15 protein-coding genes, 2 pseudogenes and 1 riboswitch are annotated in these 18,872 nt (G+C 39.3%); of the genes and pseudogenes, 11 read left to right on the top strand and 6 right to left on the bottom strand.

From position 1 onward, the window contains the following. Positions 1 to 51 precede the first annotated feature (51 nt). The 4 genes from C4E06_RS02495 to C4E06_RS02480 all read left to right on the top strand — a co-directional run bounded on the left by C4E06_RS02495 (position 52) and on the right by C4E06_RS02480 (position 3,096). The gene (locus tag C4E06_RS02495; RefSeq protein ID WP_008277098.1) at positions 52 to 147 is read left to right on the top strand and encodes a photosystem II reaction center protein T; all 96 of its coding nucleotides are present in this window, start codon (positions 52 to 54) and stop codon (positions 145 to 147) included. A gap of 179 nt (positions 148 to 326) precedes the next feature. Further along, entirely contained in the window at positions 327 to 890 is a 564-nt protein-coding gene (nrdR, locus tag C4E06_RS02490; RefSeq protein WP_107666682.1) for a transcriptional regulator NrdR, read from the top strand. Positions 891 to 975: 85 nt separating this feature from the next. Then, entirely contained in the window at positions 976 to 2,340 is a 1,365-nt protein-coding gene (locus C4E06_RS02485) for a TrkH family potassium uptake protein (RefSeq protein ID WP_107666652.1), read from the top strand. Between the two features lie 63 nt (positions 2,341 to 2,403). Continuing rightward, a complete protein-coding gene (locus C4E06_RS02480) occupies positions 2,404 to 3,096 on the top strand; it encodes a TrkA family potassium uptake protein (protein WP_107666651.1) in 693 nt (230 codons plus the stop codon). A gap of 14 nt (positions 3,097 to 3,110) precedes the next feature. On the opposite strand, the gene C4E06_RS02475 is transcribed toward C4E06_RS02480, so the two are convergent. Genes C4E06_RS02475 through C4E06_RS02460 form a run of 4 tightly spaced genes read right to left on the bottom strand, consistent with a single transcriptional unit; the run spans position 3,111 to position 7,887 of the window. Then, on the bottom strand, positions 3,111 to 5,852 hold the full coding sequence (locus C4E06_RS02475; RefSeq protein WP_107666650.1) for a cation-transporting P-type ATPase: 2,742 nt from the start codon (positions 5,850 to 5,852) through the stop codon (positions 3,111 to 3,113). 27 nt (positions 5,853 to 5,879) lie between these two features. Beyond that, a complete protein-coding gene (locus C4E06_RS02470) occupies positions 5,880 to 6,422 on the bottom strand; it encodes a dCMP deaminase family protein (protein ID WP_107666649.1) in 543 nt (180 codons plus the stop codon). A 45-nt stretch (positions 6,423 to 6,467) separates the two neighbouring features. After that, positions 6,468 to 6,905: a DUF29 domain-containing protein gene (locus C4E06_RS02465; protein ID WP_107666648.1), complete on the bottom strand. Its 438-nt coding sequence runs from the start codon at positions 6,903 to 6,905 to the stop codon at positions 6,468 to 6,470. A 52-nt stretch (positions 6,906 to 6,957) separates the two neighbouring features. Beyond that, complete coding sequence (locus C4E06_RS02460) at positions 6,958 to 7,887, bottom strand: lysylphosphatidylglycerol synthase domain-containing protein (RefSeq protein WP_107666647.1); 930 nt, start codon at positions 7,885 to 7,887, stop codon at positions 6,958 to 6,960. A 93-nt stretch (positions 7,888 to 7,980) separates the two neighbouring features. On the opposite strand from C4E06_RS02460, the gene C4E06_RS02455 reads away from it, so the two are divergent. Further along, positions 7,981 to 8,430, top strand: a complete 450-nt coding sequence (locus tag C4E06_RS02455; RefSeq protein WP_107666646.1) for a hypothetical protein — start codon at positions 7,981 to 7,983, stop codon at positions 8,428 to 8,430. Between the two features lie 173 nt (positions 8,431 to 8,603). On the opposite strand, the gene C4E06_RS02450 is transcribed toward C4E06_RS02455, so the two are convergent. Beyond that, positions 8,604 to 8,894 carry a YggT family protein gene (locus C4E06_RS02450; protein WP_107666645.1) on the bottom strand — a complete coding sequence of 97 codons (291 nt, stop codon included), beginning with the start codon at positions 8,892 to 8,894 and terminating at the stop codon, positions 8,604 to 8,606. A gap of 93 nt (positions 8,895 to 8,987) precedes the next feature. Beyond that, positions 8,988 to 10,604 carry a YcjF family protein gene (locus C4E06_RS02445; protein ID WP_107666644.1) on the bottom strand — a complete coding sequence of 539 codons (1,617 nt, stop codon included), beginning with the start codon at positions 10,602 to 10,604 and terminating at the stop codon, positions 8,988 to 8,990. 183 nt (positions 10,605 to 10,787) lie between these two features. After that, positions 10,788 to 10,944, top strand: a riboswitch (cyclic di-AMP (ydaO/yuaA leader). Between the two features lie 274 nt (positions 10,945 to 11,218). Here C4E06_RS02445 and C4E06_RS02440 point away from each other — a divergent pair. The 6 genes and pseudogenes from C4E06_RS02440 to argC form a co-directional block, all read left to right on the top strand. Then, a complete protein-coding gene (locus tag C4E06_RS02440) occupies positions 11,219 to 11,824 on the top strand; it encodes an exopolysaccharide biosynthesis protein (RefSeq protein WP_107666643.1) in 606 nt (201 codons plus the stop codon). Between the two features lie 19 nt (positions 11,825 to 11,843). Continuing rightward, entirely contained in the window at positions 11,844 to 14,660 is a 2,817-nt protein-coding gene (locus C4E06_RS02435) for a cation-translocating P-type ATPase (RefSeq protein ID WP_107666642.1), read from the top strand. A 147-nt stretch (positions 14,661 to 14,807) separates the two neighbouring features. Continuing rightward, positions 14,808 to 16,592: an SLC13 family permease gene (locus C4E06_RS02430; RefSeq protein ID WP_107666641.1), complete on the top strand. Its 1,785-nt coding sequence runs from the start codon at positions 14,808 to 14,810 to the stop codon at positions 16,590 to 16,592. 18 nt (positions 16,593 to 16,610) lie between these two features. Beyond that, positions 16,611 to 17,950 (top strand): annotated as a pseudogene (locus C4E06_RS29425) (ArsB/NhaD family transporter). Between the two features lie 55 nt (positions 17,951 to 18,005). Further along, positions 18,006 to 18,503, top strand: a complete 498-nt coding sequence (locus C4E06_RS02420; RefSeq protein WP_107666640.1) for a DUF427 domain-containing protein — start codon at positions 18,006 to 18,008, stop codon at positions 18,501 to 18,503. A gap of 181 nt (positions 18,504 to 18,684) precedes the next feature. Next, positions 18,685 to 18,872: pseudogene (gene argC, locus C4E06_RS02415) on the top strand (N-acetyl-gamma-glutamyl-phosphate reductase); the annotation flags it as partial.

The raw sequence follows: 18,872 nt of genomic DNA, 5'->3' as shown, positions 1-18,872 counted from the left end.
GTCATTTTTTTGATACACTAGGTATGAAAATAATTTTAGGAAATTATTAAGATGGAAAGTGTTGCTTATATCGTTGTTTTAACAATGGCTCTTGCCGTTCTCTTTTTTGCGATCGCCTTTCGCGAACCCCCCCGTATCCAAAAGTAGGTATAGGGGTTTAATCCCCCTACCCTCAATTGAGTTTCATTGTGATCTGGGCCGCTATTTTTCCTCATGTTACCAGGGAAAATAAGAACGGCTCAGACTCTTGTATTTTCCAGGAGTTCGTTAATTATTCTGGTTTCTTACTCTTTTTACCTTCATGTTCCGTTGCTACGGATAGTCCCATGCAATGTCCCTACTGTCAGCATACCAATAGCCGTGTTCTAGAATCTCGCTCTTCTGAAGGTGGACAAAGCATTCGTCGTCGTCGTGAGTGTTTAAACTGTAAACATCGTTTTACGACTTATGAACGGATTGAGTTTGTTCCCATCACTGTCATTAAACACGATGGAAAAAAAGAATCCTTTGATGGATCTAAGCTCTTGAGAGGTATGGTTAGAGCTTGTGAAAAAACAGGAATTTCCCATCAACGTCTCGAAACTATTGTAGATGATATCGAGGCCTATTTACAACAACGGCCTCAACGAGAAGTCACCACCCATGAAATTGGACAATTGGTCTTAAAATATTTACGAGAAGAAAATGAAGTGGCTTATATCCGTTTTGCTTCTGTTTATGGACGGTTTAAAGGAATTAAGGATTTTGTTGAAACCCTCGATCAACTACAAGAAAAAACCATTACTTCCTCTGTGTCTCAATGGTCTGAGTCTTCGGGTAGCAAAAAAGATAAATCATCAACCTCCCCTTATCTTAGTTTAACCCATAATGGTTCAGATAATTCTCGATAAGTAATCAGCATCAGAAATAATTGACAATCGATAATTGATAATTAATAATAAATCAGTCAATCTTATCGTAGAATTATAATTTCTGATGACAATTTCTAGGACGATTTGTTTAGGATTTATTGCAGTCATTACTGTAGGAACCCTGTTGTTAATGTTACCTTTTGCCACTAATGATGGCGGTTGGAATAATCCTTTAGTTGCTTTCTTTACCTCAACTTCTGCTGTTTGTGTCACTGGATTAATTGTTGTTGATACGGGGAGTTATTTTTCTTTTTGGGGTCAATTAATTATTCTTCTCTTAATTCAAGTCGGAGGATTAGGTTATATGACCACCACAACTTTTTTAATTTTATTGTTAGGGAGAAGATTTGATCTCAGACAAAAATTAGCCATACAAGAGTCTTTTGATCGTCCTTTTTTACACGGAAATAGTCAAACTTTAATTCGTTCTATTATTGCCACCACTCTCACCTTTGAGATATTAGGGGTTATCTTAATGTTTAATGTTTTTGCTGAAAAATATGGAACATTACAAGGGTTATGGTTAGCTATTTTTCATAGTATTAGTGCCTGGAATAATGCAGGATTTAGTTTATTTTTTGATAGCTTAATGGGATTTTATGATTCTTGGATCATTAATTTTACTATTCCCCTATTAATTATTTTTGGTGGCATTGGTTATCAAGTAATTATGGAACTTTACATGGCCATTGTTCATTTAGTAACGAAGAAACAGGAAAGATTACTTTTTTCATTAAATTTTAAAGTAGTCATTAGCACGACCGCAATTTTATTAGTGGCAGGAACAATTATCTTTTTTATCATTGAATACGCCAATCCTGACACATTAAGAGGACTTGATTTTAGAAGTAAGTTGCTAACAGCTTGGTTTCAATCAGTAACCACAAGAACAGCAGGTTTTAATAGCATTGATATCGGACAAATGACCTTTGCTGGTTTATTTTTGACCATGGGATTTATGTTCATTGGTGCCAGTCCGAGTGGTACAGGGGGAGGAATCAAAACCACAACGTTGCGGATTTTATTTAATTGTACTCGTTCCGTTTTAAGAGGGAATGATGAAGTGGTTATGTTTCGTCGAGAAATCCCCGTTTCTTTGATTTTAAAAGCGGTGGCGGTGGTGTTTGGATCGACTAATATGGTGGTATTAATTACTTTTTTAATTTCTTTGAACGAAGGACTTGTTAACCCTAGCTTTTTTGATTCTGGTGTTAGTTCGTTACAAGTTTTATTTGAAGTCATTTCCGCTTTTGCCACCGTGGGATTATCCACAGGAATTACAGCCAGTTTATCCCCCGTTTCTCAACTTTTATTAATCTTAACTATGTATACAGGTAGAGTGGGAATTCTTCTGTTTATGGCTTCAATCATAGGGGATACTCGTCCACGGGTTGTCCAATATCCCGAAGAAAATTTATTAGTGGGATAAGCCTAAACTTTGGTATGATCAAAAATTAGAAAACTATTATTAAATTGAGGGTGAGGTATTAATTTGAAATCCTTAAACTTCTTAAGTAGTCTCCGTCGCGAAACCCGTCAATTCGCTGTTATTGGATTAGGAAGATTTGGCCGTGCCGTCTGTGGAACCCTTCATCAATTAGGGTATGAAGTGTTAGCAACTGATATAAATGAAGCGTTAGTGGCTCAAGTTTTAGCTGAAAAACTTGCCTCTAGTGCCATTGAATTAGATTCGACGAAACCTAATGCTTTAAAAGAAGCAGGTATCTTTGAATTTGACACGGTTATTGTTGCCATTGGCAACTATTTAGAAGAAAGTATTATTACGACTTTGAACACCAAAGAAGGAGGGGTAAAATATGTGGTAGCCAAGGCTTCTTCCGATATTCATGGTAAACTATTACAACGGGTAGGAGCGGATTTAGTCGTCTTTCCTGAATATCAAGCCGGATGCGATTTAGCTCATGTCTTAACCCAAAAACCAGGGGTGATGGAACGGTTTGAACTGGACCCGGATCACTCCATTGTAGAAACTCGTATTCCTGAAGAGTTTCATGGTAAAACCCTCGAAGAATTAAGGTTAAGAAGTCGTTATAAAATTAGTATTTTGGCTGTTGGTAAAGATGATAAGTTTCAAATTAATCCTCATCCTCAAGAAAAGCTTGATAAAAATTTAGTCATGGTGGTGATTGGTTCTAATAAAGCCATTCAGAAATTACCGTTATAATTATTATCGACTATTTAAGATTGAGGTGAATCCAAGCAATTAGCAAAAAAGGCCACAGGAATCATAGGTAACATGGGTAACAGACAGATTAACCATTGATATCCGTTTAATGGGGCAGTGTTAAATAGACTGTTCATCAGTCCCCATTGACTAAAGAGAATTTGTAAAATAATAGCTGTTACAATGCCGATGACAATTATCGGTGTATTGGTGATCAGGGTTGAATGGGAACGAAAACGACTCACTAAACTCATTCCCAAAGAACTAATGCTTAATAAATAAACGATCCGGGCTGCCACTAAAGCTTGAATGGCCATGGTTCGAGCGATCGCAATATTGCCCGTGGTGGTCTTAGCCCACTCAAAGATACCAAAAATCAGCATCCAGTTAAACAGAGAAATCAGCAAAATACGACGGAGTAATCGTTTGGTCAATAACGGTTGCTGAGGATCACGGGGGGGTTTTTGCATCAGGCCAGGGGTTTTCGGTTCAAAGGCCAAAGGCACTGTCATGGTCACTGAGTTAATCATATTCAACCACAACACTTGCAAAGATAGAATGGGTAAATCCCTGGCCAACAAGGCACTAATTAAAATGGTCATCGACTCCCCCCCATTCACCGGTAAGAGAAAAGCGATCGCCTTACGCAAATTTTGATAAACGGTTCTTCCTTCTTCTACGGCAGCCTCAATAGAAGCAAAATTATCATCCGTTAACAACATATCCGCAGCATCTCGGGCCACATCTGTTCCCCCTTTCCCCATGGCGATCCCAATATCTGCTTGTTTCAGCGCCGGGGCATCATTAACCCCATCTCCCGTCATGGCCACGATTTCCCCTTGAGATTGCAGGGCCTCTACCAGTTGCAGTTTTTGGGCAGGGGCAACACGGGCAAACACCGATCCCTCTTCTACGGTTTTCACCAAGGTAGACGTATCCATTTGACTTAATTCTTGTCCAGAAAAGGCCAGAACTTTCTCCCCTGATTTAATGCCCATGCGTTGGGCAATGGCTTTAGCCGTGGCCAGATGATCCCCTGTAATCATCTTGACTCGAATGCCGGCGGATTGGCAATTATCAATGGCTGCGATCGCTTCGGGACGAGGGGGATCAATCATACCTTGTAACCCCAAAAAGATTAACTCCCTTTCAATATCTTCATGATTCAAAGAATGTTGATAACGGTTCACTTCTTTTTTCGCAAAGGCTAAGACCCGTAACCCTTGTTCTGCCATGGTCTCAACTTTTTGTTCAATGAAAGCGCGATCAATGCTCACCCGTTGACCGTTATGCTGTAATTGGTATTGAGAGCGGCTCAAAATGGCTTCTACAGACCCTTTGACATAAATAACCCTTTCGGACTGCGATTCTTCCCCATTCCGATGTAACGTGGCCATATACTGAAACTCTGATTCAAACGGAATCACATCTAAGCGAGGCATAGCGTTGTTTAGGGCAGCTTGGCTTAAGCCGGCTTTGGCCCCGGCCGCGATTAAAGCCCCTTCCGTGGGGTCTCCCACGACAATCCAATCTCCATGACGGGCTTCTAAATGGGAATCATTACACAATAATCCTGCTTTCAAACAGTCTTCTAAGACTGGACTCAAGGTGTCAATAGATTGATGGGAATGGGGTTCTTGGAGATCGCAGGAAATCTCCCCTTTGGGACTATAACCACCACCGCTTACACTATATTGTTCTTCTCCTGCATAAATGGATTGAACCGTCATTTGATTTTCTGTGAGGGTTCCTGTTTTATCGGAACAAATGACGGTGGCACTGCCCAAAGCTTCGACGGCGCTTAATTTGCGAATAATGGCGTTACGTTTGGCCATGCGGTTGACTCCGATGGCCAGGGTGATGGTGACAACGGCGGGTAACCCTTCAGGAATGGCACTCACCGCTAACGCAACGGCTGCCTCAAACATATAAACCCAAGACTCTCCTTGGCCGATACCGATGGTAAAGGTCAGGGTTGCCAAAGCTAAAATGACATACAATAGGGTCTGACTAAACTTGGTAAATTTACGGGTGAGGGGCGTGTTAAGATTGACCCGTTTATCGAGGGACTGGGAAATTTTACCCACTTCGGTGGCTTCTGAGGTGGCGACGACTATTCCTTTGCCTTGGCCAAAGGTGACGAAACTGCCGGTATAAGCCATATTGGTGCGTTCAGCTAGAGTGGTTTCGGCCGGTAAAGGGGAGACAGATTTGGTGACAGGTAGGGATTCTCCTGTGAGTGCAGATTCATCAATTTGTAGGTTACGAACCCTTAAGAGTCGCAAATCTCCGGGGACTTTATCCCCAGAAACTAAGAGAACAATGTCTCCTGGGACTAAATCTCGTGAAGGAATTTCGATGGTGCTATTATCACGGATAACAGTGGCTTCGGTGGTGACGGCTTTGGATAGGGAGGCGATCGCTTCTTCGGCTTTTGATTCTTGAATAAAGCCGATCACGGCGTTGATCATCGTTACCCCCCAAATCACCCCGGCATTGGTCCAAGAACCCAGTAACGCTTTGATCGCCCCTGCAATGAGTAGAATGTACAGCAAAGGCTGATGAAATTGTAAGAGTAATCTTAACCAGGCCGGTTTTCCCTGTTTTATTTCCAGTTCGTTAAAGCCATATTGTTCTAATCGTCTGGCCACTTCTTCGGCAGTTAAACCCTTTTCCACATCGCTGTTAAAAGTGTTGAGGACTTCTAAGTCTGAACGTTCATGATATCGGTGAGAAGATGAAGATTTTGTCTGCATTTTGTCCTCACGATGAAAGCTAGATGGTTAACTCATTTCTCTGGCAACTGATGTGGGGTTTAACAGAAAAATCGAAGCGCGTTTTGCCGTTTCTGAGGATAAGTGAATCTGGGTTAAATTGACTAATCCATCTTTGAGAAAAGCATCCCTAACCAAAACTTTTTCTCCTTTGTTAAACCCTGTTTCATAAAAAACTTCTTTGATGCCTGCAGAGATAATTAATTTTAAACAAGAAACGCATGGCTCTAAGGTAACATATATACTGGCTCCGTGGGTCGAAATGCCATGTTTAGCCGCTTGAGCGATCGCATTAGCTTCAGCGTGAATGGCACGGGAAGGGAGACCACTGGAACTATCACAGCTATCGAGTCCAGGGTAACAGAATCCTTGTGCGGTACAATGGGCTGAACCGGAAGGGGAACCATTATAACCGGTGGCTAAGACTTGTCTATCTTTGACGATCACTGCACCCACTGGAAAGGCTAAACAGGTTGAGCGAGTCGCTGCTAATTTAGCGATCATAATAAAGTATTCATCCCAACTGGGTCGTTGTTCTTCAAGAAAGGTCATTGGTACTTTTAAACTGATTTAATTACTCTAGGGATTAAATGTTATTTATTGAAGCCATTCATCTAGGGAATATGGACATTTTTCGGGTAACTTTCTTTTAAGTTCTGGATAATCTATTAATAAGTCTCTTTTAGCTCGGTTATAAACTTTTTCTAGATCAATTTTTCGTTTTAATGAATTAGTTAAACGATCTTCAATCCCATCTTTAAACGTATTAATTTCTTTCTGCCATCCCCGACGACAATATTCGTCATTAACATATTCTAGTTTAAAACGATGGGCAATCAACTGCTTCAGATAGCTTTCCACTGCGTGAAGTTGTTCTTTGCCCAATGCTTCTATTTCCTCCGTTAAGTTATCCCAATCTAATGCTTTTATTTGGCGATCGCGTAATGCTTCAGATTGTTCAATTGTCCACTGATAAAAGTCTTTTTCATAGCTTAGTGATGGGTTGTTACTGATTTTAGTAGAGGTTTCATTCATCAGTTTTTATTTGAGACTATAGACTTCAATATTATAGCCTAAATCTAGGCAGTTAACTTCTTTGTTGCTGTACTTCTTTAATAATCAACAAAAATATAGCAACTACCAACGGTAAAAAGTAATAAATTCCTCGATATGCAATCAATCCTCCTAAAATATCTGCTTGAGAAATAGTATTAGGAAGAGACAATAAAATAACGGTTTCAAAAACCCCTAATCCCCCAGGAACACTACTAATTAAACCGGCCGTTAATCCTAAAATATAAATGCCAAAAAAGCCAGGAAATGATATTTTTTCTGATAACGGAAGCAATAAATATAAGACTCCAGAAGCAACTCCCCAGTCCATGGCAGCAATACAAATAGAAGCTAAAGAAATTTTCGGGGAAGGAAAATAGATCAATTCTGAACCCATTTTAAAAGGTTGTTTTCTAAAAAAACTAATAATAAAATAAATAGAAACTAAAACAAGAAAAACGAAACCAATAGGATGAGCAGATTGAAAAGGTAGATTTAAAATTTTTGGTAAACTTAAAGGATCAATTAAAAAGACAACGCCACCCACCCCTAATAATCCCACCCAAAACGTTAAATGAGTAAAAATAATTAATTGAGCAATTTTTACCTTAGAAACCCCCCAACTCCCGTAAAAACGGTAACGAATTGCTGTTCCTGAAAACGCAGTAAACCCAATGGTATTACCCACAGCATAACTGATAAAAGCTGTCATGATAATTTTAGACCGTTTGAGGTATTGATCAATATAATGAAATCCTAAAAAATCGTAACCCGTCATGATAAAATATCCTAGACTGGTTAAAGCAATAACGCCTATTTTGTGAGTTGTGTTTAGGTTACTTAAATAGCGTAAAATTTCAGCAGGATTATGGTCTTTAAACTCATGGCTAATGGTAACAATAGAAAGAGTTAATAAGGCGATAGCTAAAAAGACGGGCAAATATTTGATATAACGCCGAACCATGAGATAATTTAGTAAATTGAAATGACTGGCCTTGTTATGATAATAATCAAGAAGTCTATATTACCTTAAAACGACAAGTTGAGGAAATGATTAATGTTACAGTTTATAAAAAATCATGCGATCGCAATAATAATCGGGTGTGTCTTCTCTGTATTCACCAGCTTCTGGAGTCAACCCGCTTTAGCTTTAACCAATATTGATTTATTCGATATTTCTTATAAAGATTGTCCTCCAGAATTAGCAGAAGGTAATGTCACCAGTGGGGGTTCGAGTCTTCCTGCTGATTGTTATATTATCACAGGAAAAGCTAAAAATACATCGGGTAAAATGGTTTATGATGCTGATGTCTTCGGACGGATTTTAGATGCTAATAATGAACCCGCTTTACAAAACAGAAGTCGTGTAGGTTCCATTGCAGAAGTTCCCCCAGGAGTGAGTGATTTTGAAGTAAGAATTACCGTTCCAGCGAATCAACCCACTCCCTTAAAATTGAAGAAATTTAAAGCGTCTGGATTTACCACAAAAGTTACCCCTATTTTTTAACAAAAAAATGCCCCATCATAAGCTGTTAATCATTTAAGTTGCTAGTTTAGACTGCATGGGAGCAGGGAGCAAAGGGAGCGCAGGAAAAAGAGTTTAATCCTTTGTATTAAACCTTTAAATACCCTGTTTAAATAGATAACAGCTTAACAGGGATGGGGTATTTTTCTAATCATTTAAAATCCTGTCATACTAGAAACATATAAGCTATCAATGGCACTCGAAAGAAATTGTAACGCCAAAATCGCTAAAATGGCAGAAAAATCGATGCCACCTAGTGGGGGAATAATAGAACGGAAAATGTTAAGATAAGGGTCAGTAATAGGACTTAAAAAAGACATGGCATTCATTGCCCATTCCGCACTTTGAAACCACGATAAAAGAATGCGAATAAACAGTAATACCAAATAGATGTTAAGAAATGCGCTGAGGGTTTGAAAAATTAATTGGGTAATGGAACTATCCATAATGAACTATTTTCCTGATAAATAATAGGTCTACTAAGTGATCTTATATCAATTTTAGATGAAATGTAACTGACTCACATCTTGCACCTGCGTTTACCAATCATCCTCCTCTTCATCTTCTAACACCGCTTGTTGTTGCAGAGGGGGTTGTTTGAGGGGTTTTCTATCTTCCATCTCTTCTGTCTCTTCTTCCCAACTGTCTGATAAGGGTTGCACCACTTTAGTGATAGCATCCTTGACAAAAGCTTTGAGAAATTCATCCTTTCGACTGAGTTGAAACTGTCGTTGTACCACTTCTGTCATTCCTCCATCACCCCAGTCTTGATCTTGACGGAAATATTCAACAAAGCTTTTACCAGCAATACGGGTTAAATAAGCTGCGGTAACCCCTTGAATAGCTTTCCCGACTAAATAGGTGGCGATATGTAATTGTAAGGCTTTTCCTAAGAGATCGATCGCCCCTTTAACCACCCCTAAACTAACTAACGTCCTCCCTAATGATAACGCTAATTCTTTACCGCGATCGCTATTAATTTCACAGCCATAAACTTTGCCGATTTCTATTACCATTTGAGCATTAACGGCTGCGGTGGCTAACATATCAACCACGGGTAAAGGTGTAACAGCAATCACCCCTGCACTAATCCATTGATAACGATCAATAATCTGATCGCTTTGTCGTTTTCTTTGACGATCAATGAGGTTTCTGGCTTCTTCTCCTAATCGTTGGGATTGTAATAAAATATTATCAGCGATTAAGTCTTCTCCTTCTGCTCTTAAAATAGTTGCTAAGCGTTTAATTAAGGGAAGAATATCAGGAGACGGTTGAACTTTTTGACCGGTTTGGGATGGAAAGCTTTGAGGATTAGCCGCTACAGAAATAACGTCTTGTTCAGGGATAAATGATTTTACTCTTTCTTTGAGTTGCTGTAAAATTTGGGTTTCTTCTTCTTCGGTATAAAGATCAACTTTATTAAAAACTAATAGCGATCGCTTTCCAATATCGACTAAAATTTGTAAGGGTTTATATTCTGACTGTCTTAAATCATTATCAACGACAAATAAGAGTAAATCCGCTTCCGTTGCTAACTGTCTAGCTAACTGTTCTCTTTCCGTTCCTTCTATTCCTGCTTCTAAGATTCCAGGGGTATCGGTAATTAATATTTCTCTGGATAAACCTTTTAATTTTAAAGAATAGGTTTCTCCTATTTTTGTCGTTCCCATGGTAGCTTGAACTTGACCGATAATTTCTCCTAATAAGGCATTAACTAAAGAGGTTTTTCCGGCTGAACCTGTGCCAAAAACAACGACTTTAAACTCTCCTCTCCTTAAATTTTCGGCAATTTCTTGGGAGCGATTTAATAATGCTTTTTGAGCGACTTTATCTTGAATGGTTTCGAGTTGTCTGCGAATGGCATTTAAGTTTTCTTGAGCAGCTTCTGTTTTTTGTTCGGGTAATTTTAGGTTAGCATAACGCTTATTACGACGACGAGACTTTTTACGAGAAGAAAAAATATTAAAATAATAAATGAAAGCATAAATTAGCAACCCTAATAATCCCATAATCAGAAAAATGAGAAAATTAGCTAATAAGGGAGCCGTAAAAGAAATGGATATATAAAGTCGATAAATAGAGTTAATTAACCAGATAATTAAGCCAATGATTATACATAAACCAATGATTAGAATTATTAAACGAGGAAGAGGCATAGACCAAAATTAATTAATTTATAATTAGTTGAATGAGTTGATGTAAAATAGAATAAAATAAGTAGATATTGCCTAATTTATCAGTCTTTTTTTATTATATAACAGAGGTTAAAACATTAACTTTTTATAAAAAGAGGAATAAACTCTTGACAAATGTCCCCAAGTCAGGTAATAAATAGAGTAAAGGAAAGTCAGCCTAGTTTCTTGTTGACCAAAATTGGCAAGTAAGAAAGCGGGGGAACCAATCGTGGGGCGCATTTCTAGGGGAACGCCAACTAGAAAGGGATAACTCTCAATCCTAGCCCGTCAGCTAACCTCGTCGGCAATGAGAGGAGACTGAACAATCAGCATTTAAAAAAATGCCTTGATTTCATTCAGTGACTCTGAGTTTGACCCTACTTTAACTTAGATTGTTGTTTTGAAATTGAGGCTCAAGGTATGAGAAGCACATAACAAAAAGAAATTAGAAACAAAATATAGACATTTTTTAGCGATGAATAGCTGAAACCTATCGTGATAGCTATTTAGAGAAGAAAATGAACTCAAACCACTAGGGGCGAACTGATGTTCGCCCTTAAAAAATAGGGTTATCAATAAAAATAACGGATTAGTAAATGAAATTAAGATTTTCTGAGGATCTTGAAACCTTACTTAATTGTTTGCTACTTCGTCCCCTGACTTTAAGAGAAATTCTCTCACAAACGTCAGAACGAGGTTTTTGTTTAACCATCAGTTTACTGGTGTTACCGTTTTTATTTCCCATGCCGCCTGGTTTTTCGAGCATTTTAGGGGGAGGTTGTTTACTGTTATCCCTGCAAATGGGGTTAGGACGGCGATCGCCTTGGCTACCCCAACCCGTCGCTGAATTCCAGTTTCCTAAAGGTTTTACAACACAATTACTCAAAAATTTAAAAAAAGTGACCAAACACCTAGAAAAAGTCAGCCGTCCTCGCTTTTTCACCGTTGCTAACCATCCCTTAGTTTGGCGAGGCAATGGCTTATGTATGGCCTGGTTAGCGGTGTTACTGATGTTACCCATCCCTTTCACCAACCCCCTACCCACCATCGCTATTTTGGTTCTGGCCGTGGCCACCCTCGAAAAAGACGGACTGATGATGTGTGTCGGTTATGGCTTAACTCTGCTCAATACCCTATTCTTCGGTTCTCTGGCCTATCTAGCCTGGCAAGCTCCCCAATTTTTACCCAAAATCTTTCAATAATCCTCTTAAACTAACTCCTATGACCTTTCCTACCACCTCTACTTCCCCGTCTCCTGCCTTTCCCGAACTTAGTGACTCATGGCAGGCCCTGTCTGTGGACGCATCCTTAGAAAAATTACACAGTGATGCTAACCAAGGCTTAACCCAAGACCAAATCAAACAACGTCAGCAATATTTCGGTCCCAACGAACTCAAAGAAATGGCTGGCCGTTCCCCGTTAACAATTTTATGGGAACAGTTCACCAATATCATGCTAGTGATGTTAATGGCGGTGGCCGTCATCTCTGCTGTTTTAGATATCCGACAACAAGCATTTCCTAAAGATGCGGTGGCTATCTTCGCCATTGTCATTCTCAATGGATTATTAGGGTATTTTCAAGAAAGTCAAGCAGAAAAAGCTTTAGCTGCCTTAAAACGCTTATCTTCTCCTAATGTACGGGTTATTCGTGCCGGTCAAGTGGAAGAAATTTCAGCCACCGAACTCGTTCCAGGGGACATTATGTTATTGGAGGCCGGTGTCTCCCTGGCGGCCGATGGTCGTTTAATGGAAAGCCATAATCTACAAATTCGGGAGTCTGCTTTAACGGGAGAAGCGGAAACCGTCAATAAACAAGCTGACATCGTTTTAGGGGAAGGGGTTCCCTTAGGCGATCGCATTAATTTAGTCTTTCAAGGCACAGAAGTGGTTCAGGGACGGGGCAAAGTGCTGGTAACTCGCACCGGTATGGACACCGAGATCGGCCACATTGCCACCCTCATCCAAGGCGTAGAAGCAGAAGACACACCCTTACAACGCAGAATGTCCCAACTCGGCAACGTCTTAGTGAGTAGTTCTTTAGTTTTAGTGGTCTTAGTGGTATTTGTGGGGGTTTTGCGCTCAGGATGGCAAAATTTCGAGGAATTATTAGAGGTTTCTTTGAGCATGGCGGTGGCGGTGGTTCCCGAAGGGTTGCCGGCCGTCGTTACCGTAACCTTAGCCATTGGAACTCAGCGCATGGTACGCCGTCACGCCTTAATTCGTAAGTTACCGGCGGTGGAAACCTTGGGATCAGTTACTACTATTTGTTCCGATAAAACAGGAACCCTAACCCAAAATAAAATGGTGGTTCAAAAGATTCACACAGGAAGCCATACTTACGAAGTGACTGGGGAAGGATACGCCCCACAAGGAGATTTTATCGTTCAGAATAGTGATGAATACGACATTAATCCCGAATTAGAACAACTTTTACGAGCTTGTGTCTTCTGTAATGATGCTCTACTCCACAAAAAAGCAAAAAACTGGGAGATTTTAGGCGATCCCACCGAAGGGGCTTTATTGACTTTGGGAGGTAAAGCAGGTTTCTATCGGGAGGACCTATGGTTAGAAATGCCCCGTGTGGCTGAAATTCCCTTTTCTTCGGAACGTAAACGAATGTCGGTGGTGGTTAAAACGTTTCAAGAGAAAGAAACCAGCCCCTATATCATGTATAGCAAGGGTTCCCCAGAAATTGTCTTAGAACGATGCACTAAGATTTATCGAAATAATCAAGCTGTTTCTCTCAATCATGAACAACGGAGGCAAATTTTAGCCCAAAACGACCAATGGGCTGCCCAAGGATTACGGGTGTTAGGGTTAGGGATCAAACTCCTGGATGAGGTTCCTGAAGATCATGACTCAGAAACAGCAGAAAACGGGCTGATTTGGTTGGGATTAGTGGCCATGATTGATGCCCCTCGCAAAGAAGTTAAACAAGCGGTGTTAAGTTGCCGTAACGCTGGTATTCGCCCCGTTATGATTACCGGAGATCATCCCCTAACGGCCCAAGCGATCGCCACTGAGTTAGGTATTGCCCAACCCCATGATTCCATTGTCACGGGCCAAGATTTAGAACAAATGAACCCCTTAGAACTGAGAAAAATCGTTTCAAAGGTGAGTGTTTATGCCCGTGTTGCCCCGGAACATAAATTGCAAATTGTCCAGGCCCTGCAACACCAAGGGGAGTTTGTGGCCATGACAGGGGACGGGGTTAATGATGCCCCGGCCCTCAAACAAGCAGATATTGGTATCGCGATGGGTATCACCGGAACCGATGTTAGTAAAGAGGCCAGCGATGCCATTTTACTGGATGATAATTTTGCCACCATTGTCGCTGCCACAGAAGAGGGACGGGTGGTTTACGATAATATTCGTCGCTTCATCAAGTACATTTTAGGTAGCAATATCGGCGAAGTGTTGGTGATTGCAGCAGCCCCTCTGATTGGGTTGGGTGGGGTTCCCCTATCCCCGTTACAAATTCTCTGGATGAACCTTGTTACCGATGGTTTACCGGCTTTAGCTTTGGCTATGGAACCAGCAGAACCCAACGTGATGCAGCGTCCGCCTTATAGTCCCCGTGAAAGCATTTTTTCTAGAGGTTTAGGCTTATATATGGTGAGAATTGGGGTTATTTTTGCTATTTTGACCATTCTTTTGATGGTATGGGCTTATGATCACGCTCATCAATCTGGTGATCCCGATCGCTGGAAAACCATGGTCTTTACCACCTTGTGTTTAGCCCAGATGGGCCACGGGTTAGCGGTGCGATCGGATAGTCAGTTAACTATTAATCTCAATCCTTTTTCTAATCCTTATATTTTAGGGGCAGTCACTTTAACCACTTGTTTGCAAATTTTGTTGATTTATGTTCCTCCATTACAACAGTTTTTTGGCACTCATACCCTGAGTTTTTCTGAGTTGTTAATCTGTTTTGGATTTAGTGCTTTAATGTTTGTTTGGATCGAGTTAGAAAAGTTGATTTCTCGCTGGTTTTTCCAGAGAAAACCTAAGTCTAAATCTAAATTTAAAAACATTTAGACAAAGTCCAACATTCTAGGAATAGGTAGCAAACATTTAAAGAATCTCTTGCCTATTCCTCACTCTATCATCAGTGAACAATTATTTATAGTTTAGGATCTTTTTTTACATTCTAAATTCTAAATTCTAAATTCTAAATTCTAAAATATGCCAATTCTTCTAACTATTTCCATTATTATTATTGCTCTAGTTTTCTTTGTTTTTGAATGGCTACCGGCTGATTTAACTGCTTTATCGGTGGCTGTTGTTTTGATTTTACTCAAGTTAGTGAGTCCAGAGGAAGGAATTTCAGGATTTGCGAATAATGCCACCATTACCGTGATGGCCATGTTTATTTTAAGTGCAGGAATTACTCGTACAGGAGTGATACAAATTGTTCGAGATTTGTTAATGAAATGGGGTGGAAAAAGTGCCAGTCAACAAATTTTAGTCATGGGTTTAATTGTAGGTCCTATTAGTGCTTTTATTAATAATACGGCTGTGGTTGCTATTTTTTTACCCATTGTTGAAGCTTGGTGTAAACAGAGAAAAATATCCGTTTCTAAACTCTTAATTCCTTTATCTTTTGTCACTATTTTAGGCGGAATGTTAACTTTAATTGGCACATCAACTAATCTTTTAGCTAGTGGTGTTTCTAAACAGTTAGGTTATGGGGAATTTAGCTTATTTCAGTTTACAGGATTAGGAATCATTACTTTTATTATTGGTTTAGTTTATTTAATGATTTTTGCTCCTAAGTTGTTATCTGAAAGAATACCAGCAAAAAGTAACTTAATGAGTGAAAATTATGACTTAAAAGATTATGTTACAGAATTGATTATTTTACCGAATTCTAGTTTAGTAAAACAAACCTTAAAACAAAGTGGAATTCAACGTAAGTTTGATATTGATGTCTTAGAGTTAATCCATAATGACACCCATTTTATTTCCCCTTTTGCTGATAAAAGATTATCCGTTGGAGATATCTTATTAGTCAGAGGAAGTCGTGAAAGTTTACTACAAATTAAAGATGAAAAAGGAGTCGAAATTTTTGCCGATTTTAAATTTAGTAACCTAGAACAAACTAATCAAGAAAGTGAGGAAAAAATCGCAGAAGTTTTGGTGTTATCTAATTCCCGTTTGATTGGTTCAACCCTAAAAGATTTAAGGTTTCGACAACGGTATAATTCCACTGTATTAGCTGTCCGTAGAGGTGAAGAATTAGTTAGAGAAAGGCTCGGTAAACTTTCCATTAAATTTGGAGATTTATTACTTATACAAGCCCCAAAAGAGAGTTTTATCGGTCTACAAACTACTAGAGAATTATTAGTGTTAGAAGAAAGGGACTTAGAAACCCTTAGAACTGATAAAGCTTGGATAGCATTATCTATTATTTTAGGAGTTATTCTTATCGCTGCTTTTAATATTTTACCTATCCTCGTTAGTAGTTTAATGGGAGTAATTTTAATGGTTATTACTGGATGTTTAAAACCAGGAGAAATCTACGGTGCAGTGCGTTGGGATATTATCTTTTTATTGGCTGGATTAATTCCGTTAGGCATTGCCATGGAAAACTCAGGAACCACTGAATGGTTAGCTAACTTTTTAGTTGACTTAGGAGGTCATTTATCAGGTTATTGGCTTTTAACTTGTTTTTATATTGTGACTTCATTAATGACAGAAATTTTATCTAATAATGCCAGTGTTGTTTTAATGATTCCCATTGCAGTGGAAGTCGCAAAATCCTTAACTTTGAATCCAATGGCGTTTATTTTTGCTGTTACCTTCGCTGCATCTAATAGCTTTTTAACCCCCATTGGCTACCAAACTAATACAATGGTTTATGCACCAGGAGGCTATAAATTTTCAGATTTTGTAAAAATTGGTTTATGGCTAAATCTATTATTTATGATAGGAACCCCGTTACTGATTACCTTAATTTATGGACTTTAATTAAACAAGAAAGGAGCAATAATTATGTCTTTACCCGCACTTATTTCTATCTCTAGTTTCATCGGTGTAATGTTTGCCATTATGACCGAAAGATTACACATCACTGCCGCTGCTTTTTTGGGGGCTTTAATTCTTGTTTTTACCCACATAATGACCCTACAAGAAGCATTTGATTATATTAGTAATAGTCATGGAACATTAGCTCTATTTTTTGGAGTTATGGTTTTAGTCAGAGCCTTTGAGCCGACAAAAATTTTTGAATATTTAGCCACTCAAATGGTGTTAATGGCTAAAGGAAGCGGTAAACTTTTAGTTATGGGAATTATTGGTGTTACTACCCCAATTTGTGCCGTTTTACCTAATGCGACAACAGTGATGTTATTAGCTCCATTAATTCCTCCTATTGCTCAAGAAATAGGCGTAGATTTTGTTCCCTTGCTCATTTTAATGGTGTTTGTTGCTAATAGTGCTGGACTATTAACGTTAGTAGGAGATCCGGCTACTTTTATTGTGGGGGATGCTATTAATTTAAGCTTTACAGATTATCTAACTCGACTCAGTTTAGGAGGAGCGATCGCCGTTATTACTATTTTAGTGATGGCCCCGTTTCTTTTTGCTAAAATATGGAACAAAAAATTTACCCATTTAGATCAGTTACCCCAGCCAAAAATTAATCACCCAAAAGTCTTAATGTTAGGGGGAGTTATTATGGCTTTTGTCCTCTTATTTTTCATGATTGGGGAATCGTTACCCACTCCGATTGCTCCTGCCTCTGTCGCCTTATTTGGGGCAGTATTGGCTCTAATTTTAGCCCATCAAAGTAAAATTGATACCATCAATAATATCTTTCGAGATTTAGATTGGAGTACCCTATTATTTTTTATGTCCACCTTTGTTTTAATTGGGGGTTACAAAAGACGGGAGTAACTAGCTATTTATCCAAAATACTCGCCTTAGTCATTGGTCAAAATATCATGTTAGGGGCATTAGTTCTCTTATTTTTAGTTGGAATTCTATCGAGTGTAGTTCCTAATATTCCCCTAGTTGTGGCCATGGTTCCTCTTTTAAAAGAGTATCTGGTTAACATCAATTTAGCCAGTCCTGACATTTTAAATCCCGATTTTTCCGGTCATTTACCTCCCGAAGTTTTACCCTTATTTTATGCCATGATGTTTGGGGCAACCTTAGGAGGAAATGGTACTTTAGTAGGGGCATCTTCTAATATTGTGGCCGCCGGCGTTTCTGAACAACATGGTCAACCCATTTCCTTTAAAACCTTTCTTAAATATGGTTTCCCGGTGATGGCAATGCAGTTAGTTGTCTCCGCTTTATATGTGGTAATTTTCTTGTTAAGATAAGAGTTAATTTTGTAAGGTGGGCAATGCCCATCTTCTTAACTATTAACTATTAACCATGTTTCGACCCCAACCCATTCAACCCAAAGAAGGCCAAGAGTCAGTATGGGATTATCCTCGTCCCCCTCGTTTAGAACCCTGTGATAAACATATTCAAATCATTTTTAATGGTGTTACTATTGCTGATACCAAAAAAGCCTATCGTGTCTTAGAAACCTCCCATCCCCCGACTTATTATATTCCCCCCGAAGACATCAAAATGGAATACTTACAACCCACCGAAAAAGGTTCTTTTTGTGAATGGAAAGGCCCAGGAAACTATTACACCCTTACCGTCAAGGATAAACAAGTGGTTAATGTGGCTTGGTATTACCCCAACCCCACCCCAGACTTTGCCGATATTAAAGATTATGTGGCATTTTATGCTGATCCGATGGATGAATGTTTAGTGGATGGGGAAACCGTCACCCCCCAACCCGGAAACTTTTATGGAGGTTGGATCACCTCTGATGTTGTTGGACCGTTTAAAGGGGAACCCGGCAGTTGGGGATGGTAAGTATGAGTGTGGGGAGCAGGGGGAGCAGGGGGAGCAGGAAGCAGGGAGCAGATAGTACAAATCAGTTAAGCGTGAAAACTTCAACTTTACAAAAGCTTTTGATTCAAGACTCTGTTTTAAGATTACAATGCGGTCAATGGCAATATTAAAGAGAAATCGTATTAGGAATTAATCGATATGGGTGAGTCAGAAAAAAATATCAGTGGGAATTATTGGAGCTTCGGGATATGGCGGAGTCCAATTAGTTAGACTACTACAAGAACATCCTTTAGTAGACATTGTCTATTTAGGGGGCAACAGTAGCGCAGGACAAGCTTACGCTGAAATCTATCCCCATTTAGGCCATGCTGTCGATTTAACCATTGACCT

This window comes from Cyanothece sp. BG0011, assembly GCF_003013815.1.
Taxonomy (GTDB): Bacteria; Cyanobacteriota; Cyanobacteriia; order Cyanobacteriales; family Microcystaceae; genus Crocosphaera.
Note: the sequence above shows the minus strand (reverse complement) of the source record. Positions and strands in the feature narration are given on the sequence as shown.